This window comes from Streptomyces sp. R35 (genome assembly GCF_041053035.1).
GTDB classification, from domain to species: Bacteria; Actinomycetota; Actinomycetes; order Streptomycetales; family Streptomycetaceae; genus Streptomyces; species Streptomyces lutosisoli.
Genome location: NZ_CP163440.1, coordinates 6,510,948 through 6,527,661, shown reverse-complemented (window position 1 = coordinate 6,527,661; position 16,714 = coordinate 6,510,948). Strand labels below are relative to the sequence as shown.

Genomic DNA, 16,714 nt, shown 5'->3' with positions numbered 1-16,714 from the left:
AACGTGAGCACCGACGAAAGACGGCTGCTCGCCGAGGCCGAGGCGGCGCTGCCCGTCGTGCTGCGGGACCTGTACGCCGACCGGCTGCGCGGCGCAAACCTCGTCGAAGAGGACGGGCGGCGCTTCTTCGCGCTGAGCGACAGCGCGGGCAAGCGGCTGGAGCTGCGCCTGGACACGGCCCCGCTGCCCGAGGGGAGCCCGTCGCGGACCTTCACCAACACCACGTACGACCGCTATGTGGTGCAGCTCTCCGACCGGCTGCCGCCCGAGCGGCTCGGCCAGGTGCTGAGCCGCGAGGTCGGCGAACTGCTCGCCGTACGCGACCGGGCCGCCGTGAACGGCACGGCGCCGCGGGAGAACCTGCTGGCCGGCGGCGCCACGCTGCCCGCGCATCCGCGGCTGTCCGAGGAGGACCTGGGCCGGGTCGGCGAGTTCAACTACCTGGCGACGCGCATGAACGACGCGTCGGTCGGCGCCCCCGAGCGCCGGGAGGCCCACGACCGGTTCTCCGCACTGATCGACGACTCGGGTCTGCGGCCCGTCTCCCCGGCCCACGACACCGCCGCGCACTCCGTCGAGCAGTACGCGGCGAACGTACGACTGGACATCGCGCGCCCCCATCTGCGCGAGCCGGCGCGTGACGCGATGGCCGAACTCGCCGTGCCCATCGAGCGGTTGGGGGCCGAGGACGCCCGGGCGCTGGGCGAAGCGCGTGCGCAGGCACAGGCACAGGCACAGACGCGGGACACGCAGGCGTCCGCGCTGGGCGCGAACCCGTCGTTCCCCATGCCCGGTCTGCGCGCCGACGGGACGCCGATCCCCCGCGAGGAGCTGGCGCGGGCCGCCGCCGAGGTGGCCGAGCAGCGCACCGCGCTCAGCGGCCGGACGCTGGACGCGCTGCGCGCGGAGCAGGCCACCCTGCCCGAGGGCCGGTATCCGCAGCGCCAGATCATGATCGGCGGCGGTGCCGCGCTCGCCGGGCGCGATCCCGACGTCCTGCTGGTGGACGCGCGGGGGCGGTGGCACGTGGACCCCATCGAGGCGATCGTGCAGTCCGCCGACCAGGTGCGGCATCTGCGGCAGAGCGGCATGGGCGACCCGTACCAGTTCGCCGACCCCCAGCAGCGGGTGCCGTTGCCGGCGTTGCAGCTCTGGGAGGACACCGCGGCGGCCCGCGGCCCTCTCGTGGACGGGCGCGCCGGGCTCGGTATCGGCGCGGAGGGCCGGCTGATCGCCGAGATCACCCCGGCCGACGGCTCGTCCCCGGTCAAGGTCGAGGTGCAGGGGTCCCCGCTCGTCGCCACCGGCATTCCGCCCGAGATCATCCCCGGGGCCAACCGCCAGGTGCCGACCGTGCCGGAGGCCACCGGCGTCCTCGCGGAGCACCTCACCGCGGCGGGTACGCCGGAGGCGCTGCGGGCCCGCGACCAGTTGCTCTCGCTGCCCGCGGGCGAGGGCCGCGCCGCGGCATCGCTCGACGCGCTCGCCGACCCCCGGGTCGCCGACGCCCTCCGCTCCGCCGGCGACCCGCGGGTGGCCGGGGCCGCCGAGACCCTCCGGGCGACCGCGGCCTGGGAACGGGCCGTCGCCGCCGCGCCGGGCCGCGTACTGATGGGCGACGAGGTCGGCGACGGTGACTACAACCCGCGGGCGGCGAACGACTGGGTGATCGCCGGGGTCGGCGGCGCGGCCATCGCCAACGCGGAGATCATCCTCCAGGCCAACCCGGACGCGAAGGTGTCCATGGTCGGCAAGGACGCGCCGTTCGTGCTCAAGAACGACGCCCAGTACACGGCGCTGCGGCGCGCGCACGACGCCGAGTACGGCGGTGACGGGCGCCTGGTGACCTACTCCGACCGGCGCCTCGGCGAGGTCGGTATGGTGACGGCGCCCGACGGCAAGGTGCGTGTCGCGGCCCTCGACGACCAGGGCCGCTCGCTCGGCATCGAAGGGGACGCGTACGTCGCCTGCCTCGGCCGCGTCTCCCGGCTCCCGCACGCCCTCGACTCCGTCGAGTCCTGGGCGCGCGAGTCGGGCGGCCAGGTCCGCGGCGAGCTTCTCTTCGACAAGGACCGCCAATACCTGGGCTACCGCCTGGAGTTCGAGGCGGCCGGCCAGAAGCAGACGGTCGACGTGACCGGCGCGGCCTCCCGCATGCTCCCCGGCAACGTCTTCTCCCAGGACGACATGGCCCGTCTGGCCGCCCTCGACCCCAAGACGGCCCCGGCGGAGAGCGGCAACGTCTCGGCCGGCTTCATGGCGACCGCGCTGCAGGGCTCCCACCTGGCCAGGCACCGCGCGGCGGAGGGCGGCCCGGGGGGCCCGAGCACCACACCGACCTCACCGAACCCGACGCCTACGGGGCCCGCAGCGACGGGTCCGGCTTCGGCTGGTCCGACTTCGACTGCTCCGACCGCGGCTGCTCCGACTTCGACCGCTCCGACCGCGACGCCCGGCCCCGGCAACCCCATCGCAAGCGCCGCCCGCCGCCAGTCCGTCCGGGGTTCGGCCGCCCCCGGCGGCCCGGTCTCCGGCTCGGCTCCCGGACCCGCCACGCCCGGGCAGCCCCCGCGTATCGCTCGGCCCCCGCAGCCGGGCGGCGGGGGTGGCGCGCCCGGGCGGTGACCCCGCACATGCGCCGCGAGGTGACCCTCTGGACGACTACATGCGTACGCATATATTGTTTGCGCATGTAGTCGCCGTACGCCGCACATTCAAGGGGGACTGACCCATGACCCGCCACTTCCTGTTCGTACTCGGCAGCAGCCGCTCCGACGGAAACTCCGAACTGCTGGCCCGCAAGGCCGCAGAACAGCTACCCGCAGACGTCGAGCAGCACTGGCTGAGCCTCGCCGCGCACCCGTTGCCCGACTTCGAGGACCTGCGCCACGACAGCGACCACGCCCGTCCGACCGAGGGCAACGAGGGGCTGCTGCTGGACGCGACGCTCGCCGCGACGGACATCGTCATCGCGTCGCCGTTGTACTGGTACTCGGTGTCCGCCCACACCAAGCGCTACCTCGACTACTGGTCGGGCTGGCTGCGCACCCCCGGCGTCGACTTCAAGGCCACGCTGGCAGGCCGCACCCTCTGGGGCGTCACCGCGATGGCGGACGAGGAGCCGGTGGTCGCCGACCCGCTGATCGGCACCCTCAACCACTCGGCCGCCTACATGGGCATGCGCTTCGGCGGGGTCCTGCTCGGCAACGGCAGCAAGCCCGGCGACGTACTGAACGACACCGAGGCGCTGGCGCGCGCGAAGACCTTCTTCGCACAGGAGCCGCCGCTCGCCCGCTTCCCGCACTGAGCCACCCAGGGCACGCCTACGCAGTGATGTCCTTCGTCGTGAAGCGCGCCCACGCCGCCGAACCGAACACCGCGGCGTAGAGCCCCTGCAGGCCGAGGTTGCGCACCAGCTCGTCCCAGTACACCGGGTCGCGCATGAGGTCGGCGAAGGACAGCCAGTAGTGGGAGAAGAAGTACGGCTGGACGGCGTGCAGTTGGGGGATCTGGTCGAGGATCTGGACGGTGATGAGGAGCCCGACCGTCGTCGCCATCGCCGCGATGCCGCTGCTCGTCAGCGTGGAGATGAACAGGCCGAGCGCGGCGACGCCGATCAGTGACGCGGCGACGACCAGCGCGATGAGCAGGGCGCGTCCGAGTCCCTCGGTGAAGCTGATCCGGGTTCCGGAGATCGTCGTCAGCTCGCCCAGCGGGAACAGCAGCGCACCCACCGCGAGCGCCGACGTCGCCACCACGAGGGTCGCGACCAGGCAGAACGTCATCGTGGTCGCGTACTTGGTGAGGAGAAGGCGGGTGCGGCCCGCGGGGGCGACCAGCAGATAGCGGAGCGTTCCGGCGTTCGCCTCGCCCGCGATGGCGTCGCCCGCGATGACGCCGATCGCCATCGGCAGGAAGAAGGGGAGCGTCGCGGCCAGCGCCGTGAACACCAGGAACAGGCCGTTGTTGGTGATCTGCGAGATGAACGCCGGACCTTCGCCGCCGCCACCGCCCGCCGTCGAGCCGTCGCTCGTCTCGATCTTGATGGCGACACCGATGAGGATCGGTACGGCCGCGAGCACGCCCAGCAGCGCGATCGTCCGCCAGCGCCGGAAGGTGGTGACGAGCTCGCTGCGGAAGAGCCCGAACGTCCACAGCGGGCTGGGCGCGCGCTTGCCCCCGGCATCCGGGAGGACCTCAAGGACCTCAGCCCGCGACATCGAACCCCTCCCCCGTCAACGCCACGAACGCGTCCTCCAGCGAGGCCCGTTCGACCCCGAAGCCGCGGACGCGGACCCCGGCCGCCACCAACGCCGCGTTCACCTCGGCCAGTTCACGGTCCGGGGGTTCACCGGTCACCCGCTCCTCCGCCACGACCACATCGGCCACGCCCTGTTCCTTCAGGACGCGGGCCGCGTCCGCCGGGTCGGGCGTGGTCACCACGAGGCGGCCGCGCGCACCCGCCGCGAGGTCGGCCACCGGACCCTGCGTGATGAGCCGCCCCTGCGCCATCACGGCCGCGTGCGTGCACACCTGCTCGATCTCGTCGAGCAGGTGCGAGGAGAGGAAGACGGTCGTGCCGTCGGAGGCCAACTCACGTACCAGGGAACGGATTTCCCGCATCCCCTGGGGGTCCAGGCCGTTCGTCGGCTCGTCCAGGACAAGCAGCCGGCGGGGCTGGAGCAGCGCGGCGGCCAGCCCCAGCCGCTGCTTCATGCCCAGCGAGTACGCCTTCGCCTTCTTGCCGGCCGCGGCGGTGAGGCCGACCCGGTCGAGGGCGGCCGCGACGCGCGTACGCCGGGTGCGCGGGTCGGCGGTCGGGTCGGCGGAGTCGTACCGGATGAGGTTGTCGCGCCCGGAGAGGAAGCCGTACAGCGCGGGGCCCTCGATCAGGGCGCCCACGTGCGGGAGCACGGCGCGGGTGGCCCGGGGCATGGGCTGCCCCAGCACGCGCGCCGTGCCCGAGGTCGGCTCGATCAGGCCCATCAGCATGCGGATGGTGGTGGTCTTGCCCGAGCCGTTCGGCCCGAGGAAGCCGAAGACGCTGCCCGCCGGGACGGTCAGGTCCAGGCCGTCGACGGCGAGCTGTCCGCCGCGGTAGCGCTTGGTGAGCGCACGGGTGGCGATCACGGTCTCCTCGGCCGGCACGGACTCGTCGACCGGCACCGTCTCCTCGACGGACACCGTGCCGGCGCCTCCCGTGCCTCCCGTGCCTCCCGTGTCGTCCCCCGAGTCGGACTCGGCGGCGGACAGCTCCTCCATGGGCTCCCTCGGTTCGGTCTGCCGGTACGGGACTTACTGGGCCGCGTTGGCCGCCTTGACCAGCGCGTCCTTGGTGACGGCACCGGCGTACACCTTGCCGTCGTCCGTGATCAGCGCGTTGACCAGGCGGGTCGAGTAGACCGTGCCCGAGCCGAACTTGCCGGTGACGTGGTCGCCGAGGGAGTCGAGGAAGCCGGAGACGTCGCTGTTGCCGGACGACGAGCCCGACGGTACGCCCTGGCTGCCCGTGTCGAACTCGGCGATGGAGTTCCAGCCCTTGCCGAGGGTCTTGAGACCGTCGAGGCCGCCCTTGGTGAAGTCCTCGCCGGGCTTAGGCGCGGACTCCGACGCCTTCTCGCCGCTGTCCCCCTCCGTGACCTTCGCGCCCTTCGGCGGTGTGAAGTCGAACGTCGACGCGGCCGGCTCGGCGAAGTCGACCTTGGTGAAGCCCGCGTCCACGACGGCCGCGCCGCCGCTCGACGGGGTCAGCGTGAACTTCAGCGGCATCCCCGTCTTCGCGTCCACCGCGACGGTGATCGCGCCGATCGTGGAGCCGGACTGCTTCGGCTTGATGAGCAGCTTGTACGCGTCACGGCCCGCGACCTGCGCGGTTCCGTCGACGGTCACTGAGGTCGTGTCGTCGACCGACTTCAGGGCCTCGTCGGCGAATTCCTTGGGCGTGGCCGGAACGTCCTCGGGCGCCTTCTCCTTCGTACCCTCGGACTTGGGGGCCGTTGAGTGGTACACCTCGTTCGACTTGCTGTCGTACGCCCATACGTCGCTGCCGTTGTGGATGAGGCTGTACTCGGCGGCGCTGTCCAGGAGGGAGATCTTGGTCTTGTCCTGGCCGTCGGCGGCGACGCGCAGCGTGTGCGTGCCGGAGGCCAGTTCGAGGAGCTTGGACTGCGGGTCGGCGGAGGAGCCGCCGTCGCCCTGGGCCGCGCCGGACAGGAGGCCGCTCTCCAGGCCGCCCAGGCTGGGCAGTCCGAGATCGGTGCTGATCTTGACCGTGCCGGACAGCTGCTGGACGTCCGACTTGGCGATCTTCTCGATGAGTTGCTGCGCGGTGATCTTCGGCAGGTCGGGGTCACCGGAGTCGGCGAGCGCCGGGACGAGCCCGATGGTCGCCGCCGCCACCCCCACCACCGCGACCGGGACGACGTAACGCGCGGCCTTGCGTCGGCCGGCGCGCACGTCCTCGGCCTCGTCGGCCTTCGTGCTGTCGTCGGATGCGTACGGTGCCATGTGTGCCTTACCTCCGTCGTCGGCGGCGGCCTACCGTCCCTGCACATTCCACCCTGAGCCGCCATTCTCACCCGAACCGGTGAGGAGTGGTGCTCCCAATCTGACCAAATCGGCCCCTGAGAAGCGTCAGACCCCGGACTCAACTCCACGTACTCCTGCGGTATGACGTGAGAGGGCGGCGCCTCCCCCGACCCGTAAGGGTCGTTGTACGGGGAAGGCGCCGCCCCTGGCCGAGCCGTGGCTCAGCGCTGCACGAACACGTAGTCCGCCTGGTACGGCACGCCCACGATCGCGCCCGGCGAGCAGGACCCGGCCGGGGCGACGCCGCCCACGGTGTTGAGGCGCAGGATCTCCTGCGTCCCGGCCAGCAGGCCGCGGTGCTTGCCGGACTGGGCGGCCTGGAGGTCGAGCTCGGGGATGTTCGTGGCGCCGTTCGGGGTCTTGGAGATCAGCGCGCCGGTGACCGCGCTGCGGTCGGGCGCGACCCACTGCGGTGTACCGGAGTTGGGCTTCACGAACGAGTGTGCGATGTGGCCGCCGAGCAGGGCCTCGACGTCGCGCTGCGCGAAGGCGTAGCCGCCGCCCTCGACCGCCTTGCACTCGTAGATCTGCCGGCCCTTGACGACCGACGCCTGGAAGTTGTTCAGAGCGTGCCGGAAGTCGAAGGTGCCGGTGACCTTGTGGAGCTGGCCGCGGACGGCACCGCCCGGGAACTCGGTGGTGTGCAGGTTGGCGTAGAAGGAACCGGGGTCGGTCTTCAGCGCGTCGAGCAGCGCCGCGTCCTCGACCTTGACGGTGCCGACGACGCTGTGACCCTTGATCTTGTCGAGCAGCTTGGTGAAGTCGATCTTGACGCCGCCGTTGGTGCCCTTGGCGCCCTGGTGGATGTGGAGCAGGGTCGGCCTGCCGGTGCCGCGCCAGGTCACGGCGACGGACACCTTGCCGCCTTTGACCTTGATGAACTCCAGCGCCGCGCCGTCCTTGTCGCCGACGGCGGGGCCGCCCTGGACGGGCACCTCATTGGCGCCGTTGAGGCTGGTGGCGAGGATGGTGCCGCCACTGCCGCCCATGACGCCGCTCTGCGTGACGATGGTCTGGTCGTCGTGCGCGGAGTGGCTCATGCCGGCCATGCCATTGCTCTTGCCGTGGCTGCCGCCGGCGGCGACCGCCGGGATGACGGCGGCGGCGACACCGGCCGCGGCGGCTACCGCGACGCCGGTCAGGATCAGGCTCTTGCGACGCGTGCTGAACGTGGCGTTCGATCCCATGATTCTGTTTTCTCCCCGTATCTCAGCCGACACCCCCTGCGTCAGCTTCTGGGCATGAGTACGGAACGGATCTCATCCTGGACTCAATCCAAGTGTGTGACCCGGGTCACACAAGGTCGCCGTGCTCGCCATCGGGCACACCACCGGTTACCGCCCGGGGAACTAACCCGCCCGGTGCACCACAGCGTCCACCAGCTCCATCAGCGAGACCTTCGCATCGCACTCCGGCAGCGGAACCAGCGCCGCACGCGCCTCCTCCGCGTACCGCACGGTGTCCCGGCGGGCCTGTTCGAGGGCAGGGTGGACCCGCAGCCGGGAGAGCGCCTCGGCGTGCCGGGCGTCGTCCGTCAGGTCGGAGTCGAGCAGCTCGCACAGCGCGATGTCCTCGGCGAGCCCGAGCCGCTCCACGCGCTCACGAAGACGGAGTACCGGCAGCGTGGGAATGCCCTCGCGCAGATCCGTGCCCGGCGTCTTCCCGGACTCATGCGAGTCGGAGGCGATGTCCAGCACGTCGTCCGCGAGCTGGAAGGCGACGCCCAGCCGCTCCCCGTACTGCGTCAGCACGTCCACGACCGTCTCGTCGGCGCCCGACATCATCGCGCCGAACCGACACGCGACGGCGACCAGCGAGCCGGTCTTGCCGCTCAGCACATCGAGGTAGTGGTCGACCGGGTCGCGCCCGTCGCGCGGACCGGCCGTCTCCAGGATCTGACCCGTCACCAGCCGTTCGAACGCCTCGGCCTGGATCCGGACGGCCTCGGGCCCGAGGTCGGCCAGGATGTACGAGGCGCGCGCGAAGAGGAAGTCTCCGGTGAGGACGGCCACCGAGTTGCCCCAGCGGACGTTCGCGCTGGGCACCCCGCGCCGCACCTCGGCCTCGTCCATCACGTCGTCGTGGTACAGCGTGGCGAGATGGGTCAGCTCGACGACCACCGCCGAGGGCACGACACCCGGCGCGTAGGGATCACCGAACTGCGCGGCGAGCATCAAGAGCAGCGGCCTGAACCGCTTCCCGCCTGCCCGCACGAGGTGTTGGGCGGCTTCCGTGATGAAGGGGACCTCGCTCTTGGTGGCTTCGAGCAAACCCTCCTCGACAGCCGCCAATCCGGCCTGGACATCGGCTTCGAGAGCCTGGTCCCGCACGCTCAGCCCGAACGGCCCGACGACGGTCACGAGAGGTTCTCCTGTCTGCTGACGATCACATGGCGAACTCGGTCGATCATTCGGTCGATGACACGGTTTGTCGATGTGTCGCTGCCATCACTCAAGTCAGCGTATCCGGTCACGTTTCGATCACCACGAGCGCCCACCGTCCCTCGCGCGACTTCGCTCCAGGGGGAGGTACCCCCTACGCCCGGGCGGTATCGGATCACGGGCGGTATGTTCTTGATCAGTTGATACGACATGACATGTACCGACTTGCGAAGAGGCAGGCGCCCGTGGCCCGAAGCACCGTCGAAGCCGAGCCCGGCAGCCGGCCGCCACCGGGTGACGACCACGCCTTCTTCGGCCAGCCCAGGGGCCTGCTGACCCTCTCCGGCCTGGAGGTCTGGGAACGCTTCTCGTTCCTCGGCATGCAGGCCATCCTGGTCCTCTATTTCGCCGACACCGTCGCCCACGGCGGCATGGGCATGTCCGCGGGCACCGCCGCATCCGTGTCGGCGGCGTACGGAACGCTCGTCTACCTGGTCTCCGTCGCCGGCGGCTGGCTCGCCGACCGCATGCTCGGCTCGTACCGCGCGGTCCTGTGGGGCGGCATCCTGATCGCCTGCGGCCATTACTCCATGGCGGTTCCCACGGCCACGATGACCTGGGTGGGCCTCGGCCTGATCAGCGCGGGCACCGGCCTGCTCAAGCCCAACGTCGCCACGATGGTCGGCAAGCTCTACCGCACCGACGACGACCGTCGTGACGCCGGCTTCGCCCTCTACTACATGGCGATCAACATCGGCGCCTTCGCGGGCCCCCTGATCACCGGCTGGCTCGGCGACCACAAGGGCTGGCACTGGGGTTTCTCGGCGGCAGCGGTCGGCATGACGTTCGGCCTGATCCAGTATGTGATGGGCCGCCGTCACCTGGCGGGACGCAGACGCGCGGCGGAATTCGCCCTCACGCCGGAAGGGATGCGCCGCGCCGTCCGGCTGATCGTCGCGGGCCTGCTGACGGTCGCCGTGCTCGCGGTGCTCCTCGGGGCCGGCGGCTCGCTGACGATGGGCCGTTTCGTCGATCTCCTCACCCTCGTCTCGGTGATCGCGCCGGTCGTCTACTTCGCGGTGATGTTCTCCAGCCCCCGGGTGACCCCCGAGGAGCGCGGCCGGCTGCGCCCGTACGTGGTCCTCTTCCTCGCCTCGACCGTCTTCAACTTCATCCTCTTCCAGGCGTACTCGACGATGATGCTGCTCGCCGCGTCGAACGCCGAGACGACGATCCTCGGCTTCGACTTCCCGGCGAGCTGGTACGCCTCCGCGCTCGGCGCCTTCGAGGTCGGCCTCGCCCCGGTCGTGGCCGCCCTCTGGGTCCGGATGGGCCACAGCCAGCCGCACGCCTCGAACAAGATCGCGATCGGCGTCGTACTCGGCGGTCTGTCGTTCCTCCTGATGGTGCTGCCGACCAGCGGCCACTCGAGCGACGACTACCTGATGTCGGCCTGGTGGATCGTCGGCTCGTACCTGCTCCTCGGCCTCGGTGACGTCCTCCTCGAAACCTCCGGCATGTCCGCCACCACCAAGCTCGCCCCCGTCGCCTTCGCCAGCCAGACGATGTCTCTCTGGTTCCTGTCCCTCGCGCTCGCCAACGGCATCCAGGCCCAGACGGTGAAGCTGTACGACGACGTCTCCAAGCCGGCGTACTTCGGCGTCAACGGGGCGATCGCGGTGGCGGCCGGCCTCGCCGTGATGGCGCTCGCCCCTTGGCTGCGCCGCACGATGCACCCCGTCCACTGAGGTGACACTCATGCACATCCGTACGTCCTTCCCCTACGAGACGACTCACGAGGACGTCCTCATCCCCCTTCCGGACGGCACCCGTCTGTACGCCCGGATCTGGCGCCCGCTGACCGACGAGCCCGTACCCGCCCTCCTCGAATACCTCCCGTACCGCCTCACGGACTGGACCGCGCCCCGCGACTGGCAACGCCATCCCTGGTACGCGGGCCACGGCTACGCCTCCGTCCGCGTGGACGTCCGCGGTCACGGCAACTCGGAGGGCATGCCGACGGACGAGTACTCGCAGGTGGAGCTGGCCGACGGGGTGGAGGTCGTCGACTGGCTGGCCGCCCAGCCCTGGTGCAGCGGCAAGGTCGGCATGTTCGGGATCTCCTGGGGCGGCTTCAACTCCCTCCAGATCGCGGCCCTCGCGCCCGAGCCGCTCAAGGCGATCGTCACGGTCTGCTCGACGGACGACCGCTATGACAACGACGTGCACTACATGGGAGGTTCCGTCCTCGCCGTCGACATGCACGCCTGGGCGGCCACGATGCTCGCCTTCGTCTCCCGCCCACCCGACCCGGTGCACGTGGGCGAGGTGATGTGGCGGGACATGTGGGTGAAGCGCCTGGAGGCGGTCGACCCGTTCGTCCACACCTGGCTGTCCCACCAGACCCGGGACGCGTACTGGCGCCACGGCAGCGCCTGCGAGGACTACGGCGCCATCCGCGCGGCGGTCCTGGCGGTCGGCGGCTGGCACGACCCGTACCGCGACACGGTGCTGCGCCTGGTCGAGAACCTGCCGCCCGACCGCGTACGAGGCCTGATCGGCCCCTGGTCGCACCAGTACCCGGACCGGGGCCTGCCACCGGGCCCGGCGATCGGCTTCCTCCAGGAGACCCTGCGCTGGTGGGACCACTGGCTCCGGGACAAGGACACCGGCGCCATGTCCACTCCCGTGCTCCGCTCGTACGTGATGGACGCGCACCCCCCGGCGACGACGTACCCGTCCCTGCCCGGCCGCTGGGTGGGTGACCCCGCCTGGCCCTCCCCCTCGGTGACCCCGGTCTCGTACGCGCTCCAGGGGGCGCCGGTCCTGGTCCGTTCCCCCCAGCACACGGGGGTGGACGCGGGCCGCTTCTTCCCCTTCGGGAACGACGCGGATCTGCCGCCGGACCAGCGGGAGGAGGACGCCAGATCGGCGTGCTTCGAGTTCGAAGTGCCGGAGGACACCTGGGTGTTGGGCCGTCCGGTGGTCCGGCTGCGGCTGACGTCCTCGACCCCCCGGGGTCAGGTGATCGCCCGCCTCTGCGACGTGGCCCCCGACGGAGCCTCGACACTCGTCACCCGAGGTGTGCTGAACCTGTCAGCGCGCTATGGCCGTGACCAGGCGGTTTCCTGGAAACCGGGCGCTACGGAGGACGTGGTTTTCGACCTGAACAGCATCGGTTACGCGTTCCCGGCGGGCCACCGCATCCGCCTCTCCGTCTCCTCGGCGTACTGGCCCTGGATCTGGCCCCAGCCGGGCTCGGAGGCCGGCTTCACCCTGGACCCGGCGGGCAGCACGCTGGAACTCCCGCTGCGGGCAAAGGAGTCGACGCCCTCCCTCACGTTCGAGGAACCGGAGCAGTCCGAGCCCCTGGGAGTCGTCGTCCCCGCGACGCTGGACGAACCCCGTCCGGAACGCCTGGTCGTCCATGACGTGGCCGCCGGCACCTGGCGTCTGGAGGTGGACCCGCGCTACGGCGGCACGCGCGTGTACCCCGACGGCCTCGAATTCACCGAGGACGCGCTGGAGACGTACACGATCGACGCCTCCGACCCCCTGTCGGCCCGCGCCCGCTCGACCTGGTCGGTCCGCCTCCACCGCCCGGACCTGCCCTGGGACGCGCGGGTGTCCACGACGTCCGACATCACCTGTGACGCCGAGGACTTCATCACCTCCAACGAGGTGATCTGCAAGGACGGCGACGAGGTGGTCTTCCACCGGACGTGGGAGAAGAGGATTCCCAGAACGGCGGGCTAGAGGCCCAGGGGCGCCATGGGGAACGATCGCACCATGGCGCGATCGCGGACCGGGGAATTCCTGATGGACCTCGACGAGGGCATGCTCGCGTACTTCCGTGAGATGGCCCAGGAGATGGTCACGCGCTTCGGGATCTCGCGGGCGGAGGCCGTGGCGAGGATCAACAGGGCATACGAGGGGCAGAAGTTCGAGCCGTATCCCGACCTGATGTGCCACGAGCTTCCCGAATACTGGGGCTACGGCCTCTACTTCAAGCCCAACGCGGGCCGCCTCCCCGACGACGACCCCGACACGGATCTCTCCGTGTGGGAGGTCCGCCCGGCTCCGCCGAGGCACTCCCCCGCCTGGACGCTCGAACCGTAATGACCGAGTTGCCCGTCTTGCCGCTTTAATTCCGCCCAGTCGCGTGAATTGGGTCACGCCCGGCCGGATCCCGCGCCAGAGCCCCCTCGGTGACTTCCCCCTTTGCAAAAGGCAAGTTGAGGATCGAATTCCGGATCAATCGGACGTTTCACCCTCGCCATATCCGGGCTAAAGCGATCTTCACTGCGACATCAGGTCTTGTTCCCGACATGTGCTCTCGCATACGTTCACGTCGATCCGAGCGGATCGCCGAATCCTGCCGCCGCCCGGAAACCCCACCCACCCACGCACGCACGGCAGGAGCGGGGGACCCAGGTAAGCCGCCGAACCGGAACCCCGGAACGGCTAGGGGTGAAGCCGCGTCCACAGCGCGGCCGGGCATCTCCCGCCCGAACCCGACAGCTCACCTCGCAGGCACCGGAGAGGAAAAGCGCCATGCCCGTACGAGGCAAGCACCGCCGCCCCAAGACCAGCACCCTCACCCGCGGCATGATCGCCGTCGGCACGAGCGGAGCCGCGCTCGCGCTCCCCCTCGTGAGCGCGACCGGCGCGCACGCGGCCACACCGACCCAGGTGGCACAGGTGGCACAGGTCGCGAAGACCGCCGCGGTCACGACTCCGGAGGTCCAGCTCCTCACCTACAAGGTGGCCGCCGGCGACACCCTCTCCACGATCGCGCAGAAGAACCCCACGAGCGGCGGCTGGAAGAAGCTGTACGAGGCGAACAGAGCGGTCATCGGTGCGAACCCGGCCCTGATCCGCCCGGGCCTGACGCTGACGGTGGGCACGAAGACCGTGAAGTCGACCACGTCGAGCTCGACGGCGAAGGCAATCACGACCACCCCCGCCTCCGCCACGACGTACACCAACAACCTCGACGGCTGGATCAAGCAGTCCCTGGACATCATGGCCAAGTCGGGCATTCCGGGCACCTATAACGGCATCTACCGCAACGTGATGCGCGAGTCCTCGGGCAACCCCCTGGCCATCAACAACTGGGACTCCAACGCTGTCGCCGGCACCCCCTCCAAGGGCCTCCTCCAGGTCATCGACCCGACCTTCAACGCCTACCACGTCGCCGGCACGTCGACGAACCCCTACGACCCGGTCGCGAACATCACGGCGGCCTGCAACTACGCGGCGGCGGTGTACGGCTCGATCGACAACGTCAACGGGGCCTACTGACCAGCCCTCCCCCTACCCGTCCACCAGGTACCGGTAGACCGTCGACTGCCGGGCCTGGAAACCAAGACGTTCATACAGCCGGTTCGCGGCCGGCCGATCCGGCCGGGAGGTCAGATCGACGGTCCGGGCGCCCGCTTCCCGGGCCATCCGCAGAGCTTCCTGAGTCAGCAGCGCCGCGATGCCCCGGCCGCGCGCCGCAACGTCCACAACCACGTCCTCGATGCGACCGCGCAGCCCGGACGGCACGGGAAGCAGTACCAGGGTCAGCGTGCCGACGATCTCGCCCGCCGCCCGGGCGACCAGCACCGTGTTCGCATCGCAGGACACCATCCGCTCGACCGCCTCGCGGTCGAGTGGCTTGGCGGTCGAGGACAGCTGCGGCAGCAACCGGCCGAAGGCGTCGACAAGTTCTTGACTCGCTTCCCGGATGATCTCCACCTGAACGCTCATGCGCCGGAGCGTATCGGCCGCCTCCCGGACCGCAGGGTCGCGACAGCGGGACAGAAGCGGGACGGAGGTGTCGGCGCGGCCGGGCCTAACGGCCCTCGAACAGCCGCTCCAGCACCACGGCGATCCCGTCGTCCTCGTTCGACAAGGTCACCTCGTCGGCCACCGCCTTGAGTTCCGGGTGGGCGTTGGCCATGGCGACACCGTGGGCGGCCCAGTCGAACATCGGGATGTCATTGGGCATGTCGCCGAAGGCGAGGGTGGTGGCGGGGCCGAGCCCGAGGTGTTCGGCGGCGAGGGCGAGCCCCGTCGCCTTGGTCACGCCACATGGCTGAAGTTCGACGGTGCCCGGCCCCGACATGGTGACCGTCGCCAGGGAACCCACCACTCCGCGCGCCGCCGACGCCAACTCGTCGTCGGACAAGGAGGGGTGACGGAGCAACACCTTGCTGATCGGCTCCGTCCACAGGTCGTCGCGCCGCCGCACCCGCACCGCCGGCAGCGTCGGATGCGGCATCACATACCCCGGCTCGATCAGCGTCAGTCCGTCCACGCCGTCCTGGTCCACCGCCGCGTAGAGCAGCCCGACCTCCGCCTCGATCTTGCCCAGCGCGGTCTCCGCCAGCTCCCTGTCCAGGGTCACCGACCACAGCAGACGGTCCGCCCCGGCGTCGTACAACTGCGCCCCCTGCCCGCACACCGCCAGCCCCTCGCCGCCGAGTTCGTCGAGGAGCGGTCGGACCCTCGGCGCCGGCCGTCCCGTCACCACCAGATGCCGGGCCCCCTCAGCCGTGGCTCTCGCCAACGCGGCCCGCGACCGGTCGGAGAGTGTGTCGTCGCCGCGCAGCAGCGTTCCGTCCAGGTCAGTGGCGATGAGTGAATATGCAGTCGGAGCGGCCATGATCCGAAGAATACGGATCGAACGACACATCGGCCCGGCGTGAACCGGACGACGTCCGGTATCCCGTCCGCAACGCCGTTCACCGCACGGGCGGCACGGACAGCGCGGCCGGTTCGGGCAGCACGGCCGGTTCGGGCAGCAGGATCGGTACGGGCAGTGCAAGCGGTTCGGGTTGTGCGAGCGGTGCGGGTTGCGCGGGGGAGGACGGTGAAGTGGTCGGTGGTGGCGTGGAGTTGGCGGGGTGGAATGATCCGGGCGCAGGCCCTGACGACCCAAGGGCCGCCGGCCTTCATCGAGAGAGTGCGGGGAGACACATGAACCTCAAGCCCGACGAGTGGACCAAGAGCGGCGACAGCGGCTCGGCCGGCCCCCAACTCAGCGTCACCCAGGCTGCCTTCCTCCTGGACTCCACACGGTGACCCCCTTCCGGCAACACCTCCGAACCGCCGCCGAAGACGTCGTCCGGCGCTTCCCGGAAGCCCTCAAGCCCGAGATCTACGCCCTCTCCTTCCGTATCTGGCGAATCGACGGCGACGATCGGCACCCGTACGTGGCCATCGGGTACAACACCGAGACCCAGTACGAGCAGCAGACCTACCCGGAGGACCCGGGAGAGGCCCGCTGGAACTACGCCTGCTGGCTGCTCGACGGCTTCGAGATGCTCGGCAACGTGCCCGAGGACCCCACCGGAAGCCCCCTGTACGTGGACGAGGTCAAGCGGCTGGGGATCTGGTTCGACGGCGAGTACGACTTCCTCACCATGGATCTGCCCGAGGAAGAGGAGGACGAGCTGGACGCCAGGTCCGACCTGCTCCGGCTCCACTTCTACGACGCCTGCATCGACCTCGCACGCCACCTGCGCGCGAGCGGTCTGATCGAGAAGGTCTTAGGCCGCCCGCTCCCCGTCGTGGTCTTCGACATGGACTGCCCCGGCTGGGAGATCGAGGCGACCGAAGCCGCCAACCCACCGGAGCTCATCACCGACTACCTGGCCTGGCAGAAGTCGGCGTGACGCCGGGGGCGGCGGCCAACGGGCGCGAGGGGCGCGGCCGACGGGCGGCGCCCCTCAGCCGTACGACCTCAGCCCGTACGA

General features: G+C 70.5%; 14 protein-coding genes and 1 riboswitch. Of the genes, 7 read left to right on the top strand and 7 right to left on the bottom strand.

What is annotated here, in order from left to right:
* Window positions 1-3: 3 nt before the first annotated feature.
* Together AB5J50_RS29670 and AB5J50_RS29665 are read left to right on the top strand one after the other, a co-directional pair.
* Window positions 4-2,625, top strand: a complete 2,622-nt coding sequence (locus tag AB5J50_RS29670; protein ID WP_369261260.1) for a hypothetical protein — start codon at window positions 4-6, stop codon at window positions 2,623-2,625.
* 106 nt (window positions 2,626-2,731) lie between these two features.
* A complete protein-coding gene (locus AB5J50_RS29665) occupies window positions 2,732-3,307 on the top strand; it encodes a flavodoxin family protein (RefSeq protein ID WP_369261259.1) in 576 nt (191 codons plus the stop codon).
* 16 nt (window positions 3,308-3,323) lie between these two features.
* Here the strand turns inward: AB5J50_RS29665 and AB5J50_RS29660 are convergent, their stop codons facing one another.
* The 5 genes from AB5J50_RS29660 to AB5J50_RS29640 all read right to left on the bottom strand — a co-directional run bounded on the left by AB5J50_RS29660 (window position 3,324) and on the right by AB5J50_RS29640 (window position 8,948).
* Window positions 3,324-4,220 carry an ABC transporter permease gene (locus tag AB5J50_RS29660; RefSeq protein WP_369261258.1) on the bottom strand — a complete coding sequence of 299 codons (897 nt, stop codon included), beginning with the start codon at window positions 4,218-4,220 and terminating at the stop codon, window positions 3,324-3,326.
* Entirely contained in the window at window positions 4,207-5,262 is a 1,056-nt protein-coding gene (locus AB5J50_RS29655; RefSeq protein WP_369261257.1) for an ABC transporter ATP-binding protein, read from the bottom strand. The genes AB5J50_RS29660 and AB5J50_RS29655 overlap by 14 nt, the downstream gene beginning before the upstream one ends.
* Window positions 5,263-5,295: 33 nt before the next feature.
* Entirely contained in the window at window positions 5,296-6,507 is a 1,212-nt protein-coding gene (locus AB5J50_RS29650; RefSeq protein WP_369261256.1) for an outer membrane lipoprotein carrier protein LolA, read from the bottom strand.
* Between the two features lie 242 nt (window positions 6,508-6,749).
* Window positions 6,750-7,775 (bottom strand): CHRD domain-containing protein, encoded by a 1,026-nt coding sequence (locus tag AB5J50_RS29645; RefSeq protein WP_369261255.1) that lies wholly within the window; start codon window positions 7,773-7,775, stop codon window positions 6,750-6,752.
* A gap of 162 nt (window positions 7,776-7,937) precedes the next feature.
* Complete coding sequence (locus tag AB5J50_RS29640; protein ID WP_369261254.1) at window positions 7,938-8,948, bottom strand: polyprenyl synthetase family protein; 1,011 nt, start codon at window positions 8,946-8,948, stop codon at window positions 7,938-7,940.
* Window positions 8,949-9,214: 266 nt separating this feature from the next.
* Between AB5J50_RS29640 and AB5J50_RS29635 the strand changes: the two genes are divergently transcribed.
* The 4 genes from AB5J50_RS29635 to AB5J50_RS29620 all read left to right on the top strand — a co-directional run bounded on the left by AB5J50_RS29635 (window position 9,215) and on the right by AB5J50_RS29620 (window position 14,273).
* The gene (locus tag AB5J50_RS29635) at window positions 9,215-10,717 is read left to right on the top strand and encodes a peptide MFS transporter (RefSeq protein WP_369261253.1); all 1,503 of its coding nucleotides are present in this window, start codon (window positions 9,215-9,217) and stop codon (window positions 10,715-10,717) included.
* A gap of 10 nt (window positions 10,718-10,727) precedes the next feature.
* Window positions 10,728-12,725 carry a CocE/NonD family hydrolase gene (locus tag AB5J50_RS29630; protein WP_369261252.1) on the top strand — a complete coding sequence of 666 codons (1,998 nt, stop codon included), beginning with the start codon at window positions 10,728-10,730 and terminating at the stop codon, window positions 12,723-12,725.
* Between the two features lie 33 nt (window positions 12,726-12,758).
* Window positions 12,759-13,088: a hypothetical protein gene (locus AB5J50_RS29625; RefSeq protein ID WP_369261251.1), complete on the top strand. Its 330-nt coding sequence runs from the start codon at window positions 12,759-12,761 to the stop codon at window positions 13,086-13,088.
* Between the two features lie 270 nt (window positions 13,089-13,358).
* A riboswitch (cyclic di-AMP (ydaO/yuaA leader) is annotated at window positions 13,359-13,518 on the top strand.
* Window positions 13,519-13,523: 5 nt separating this feature from the next.
* The gene (locus AB5J50_RS29620) at window positions 13,524-14,273 is read left to right on the top strand and encodes a transglycosylase SLT domain-containing protein (RefSeq protein ID WP_369261250.1); all 750 of its coding nucleotides are present in this window, start codon (window positions 13,524-13,526) and stop codon (window positions 14,271-14,273) included.
* A gap of 12 nt (window positions 14,274-14,285) precedes the next feature.
* Here AB5J50_RS29620 and AB5J50_RS29615 read toward each other — a convergent pair whose 3' ends face one another.
* Together AB5J50_RS29615 and AB5J50_RS29610 are read right to left on the bottom strand one after the other, a co-directional pair.
* A complete protein-coding gene (locus AB5J50_RS29615) occupies window positions 14,286-14,723 on the bottom strand; it encodes a GNAT family N-acetyltransferase (RefSeq protein WP_369261249.1) in 438 nt (145 codons plus the stop codon).
* An 85-nt stretch (window positions 14,724-14,808) separates the two neighbouring features.
* Window positions 14,809-15,621 carry an HAD family hydrolase gene (locus AB5J50_RS29610; RefSeq protein ID WP_369261248.1) on the bottom strand — a complete coding sequence of 271 codons (813 nt, stop codon included), beginning with the start codon at window positions 15,619-15,621 and terminating at the stop codon, window positions 14,809-14,811.
* A gap of 415 nt (window positions 15,622-16,036) precedes the next feature.
* On the opposite strand from AB5J50_RS29610, the gene AB5J50_RS29605 reads away from it, so the two are divergent.
* A complete protein-coding gene (locus AB5J50_RS29605) occupies window positions 16,037-16,633 on the top strand; it encodes a hypothetical protein (RefSeq protein WP_369261247.1) in 597 nt (198 codons plus the stop codon).
* Window positions 16,634-16,714: the final 81 nt, after the last annotated feature.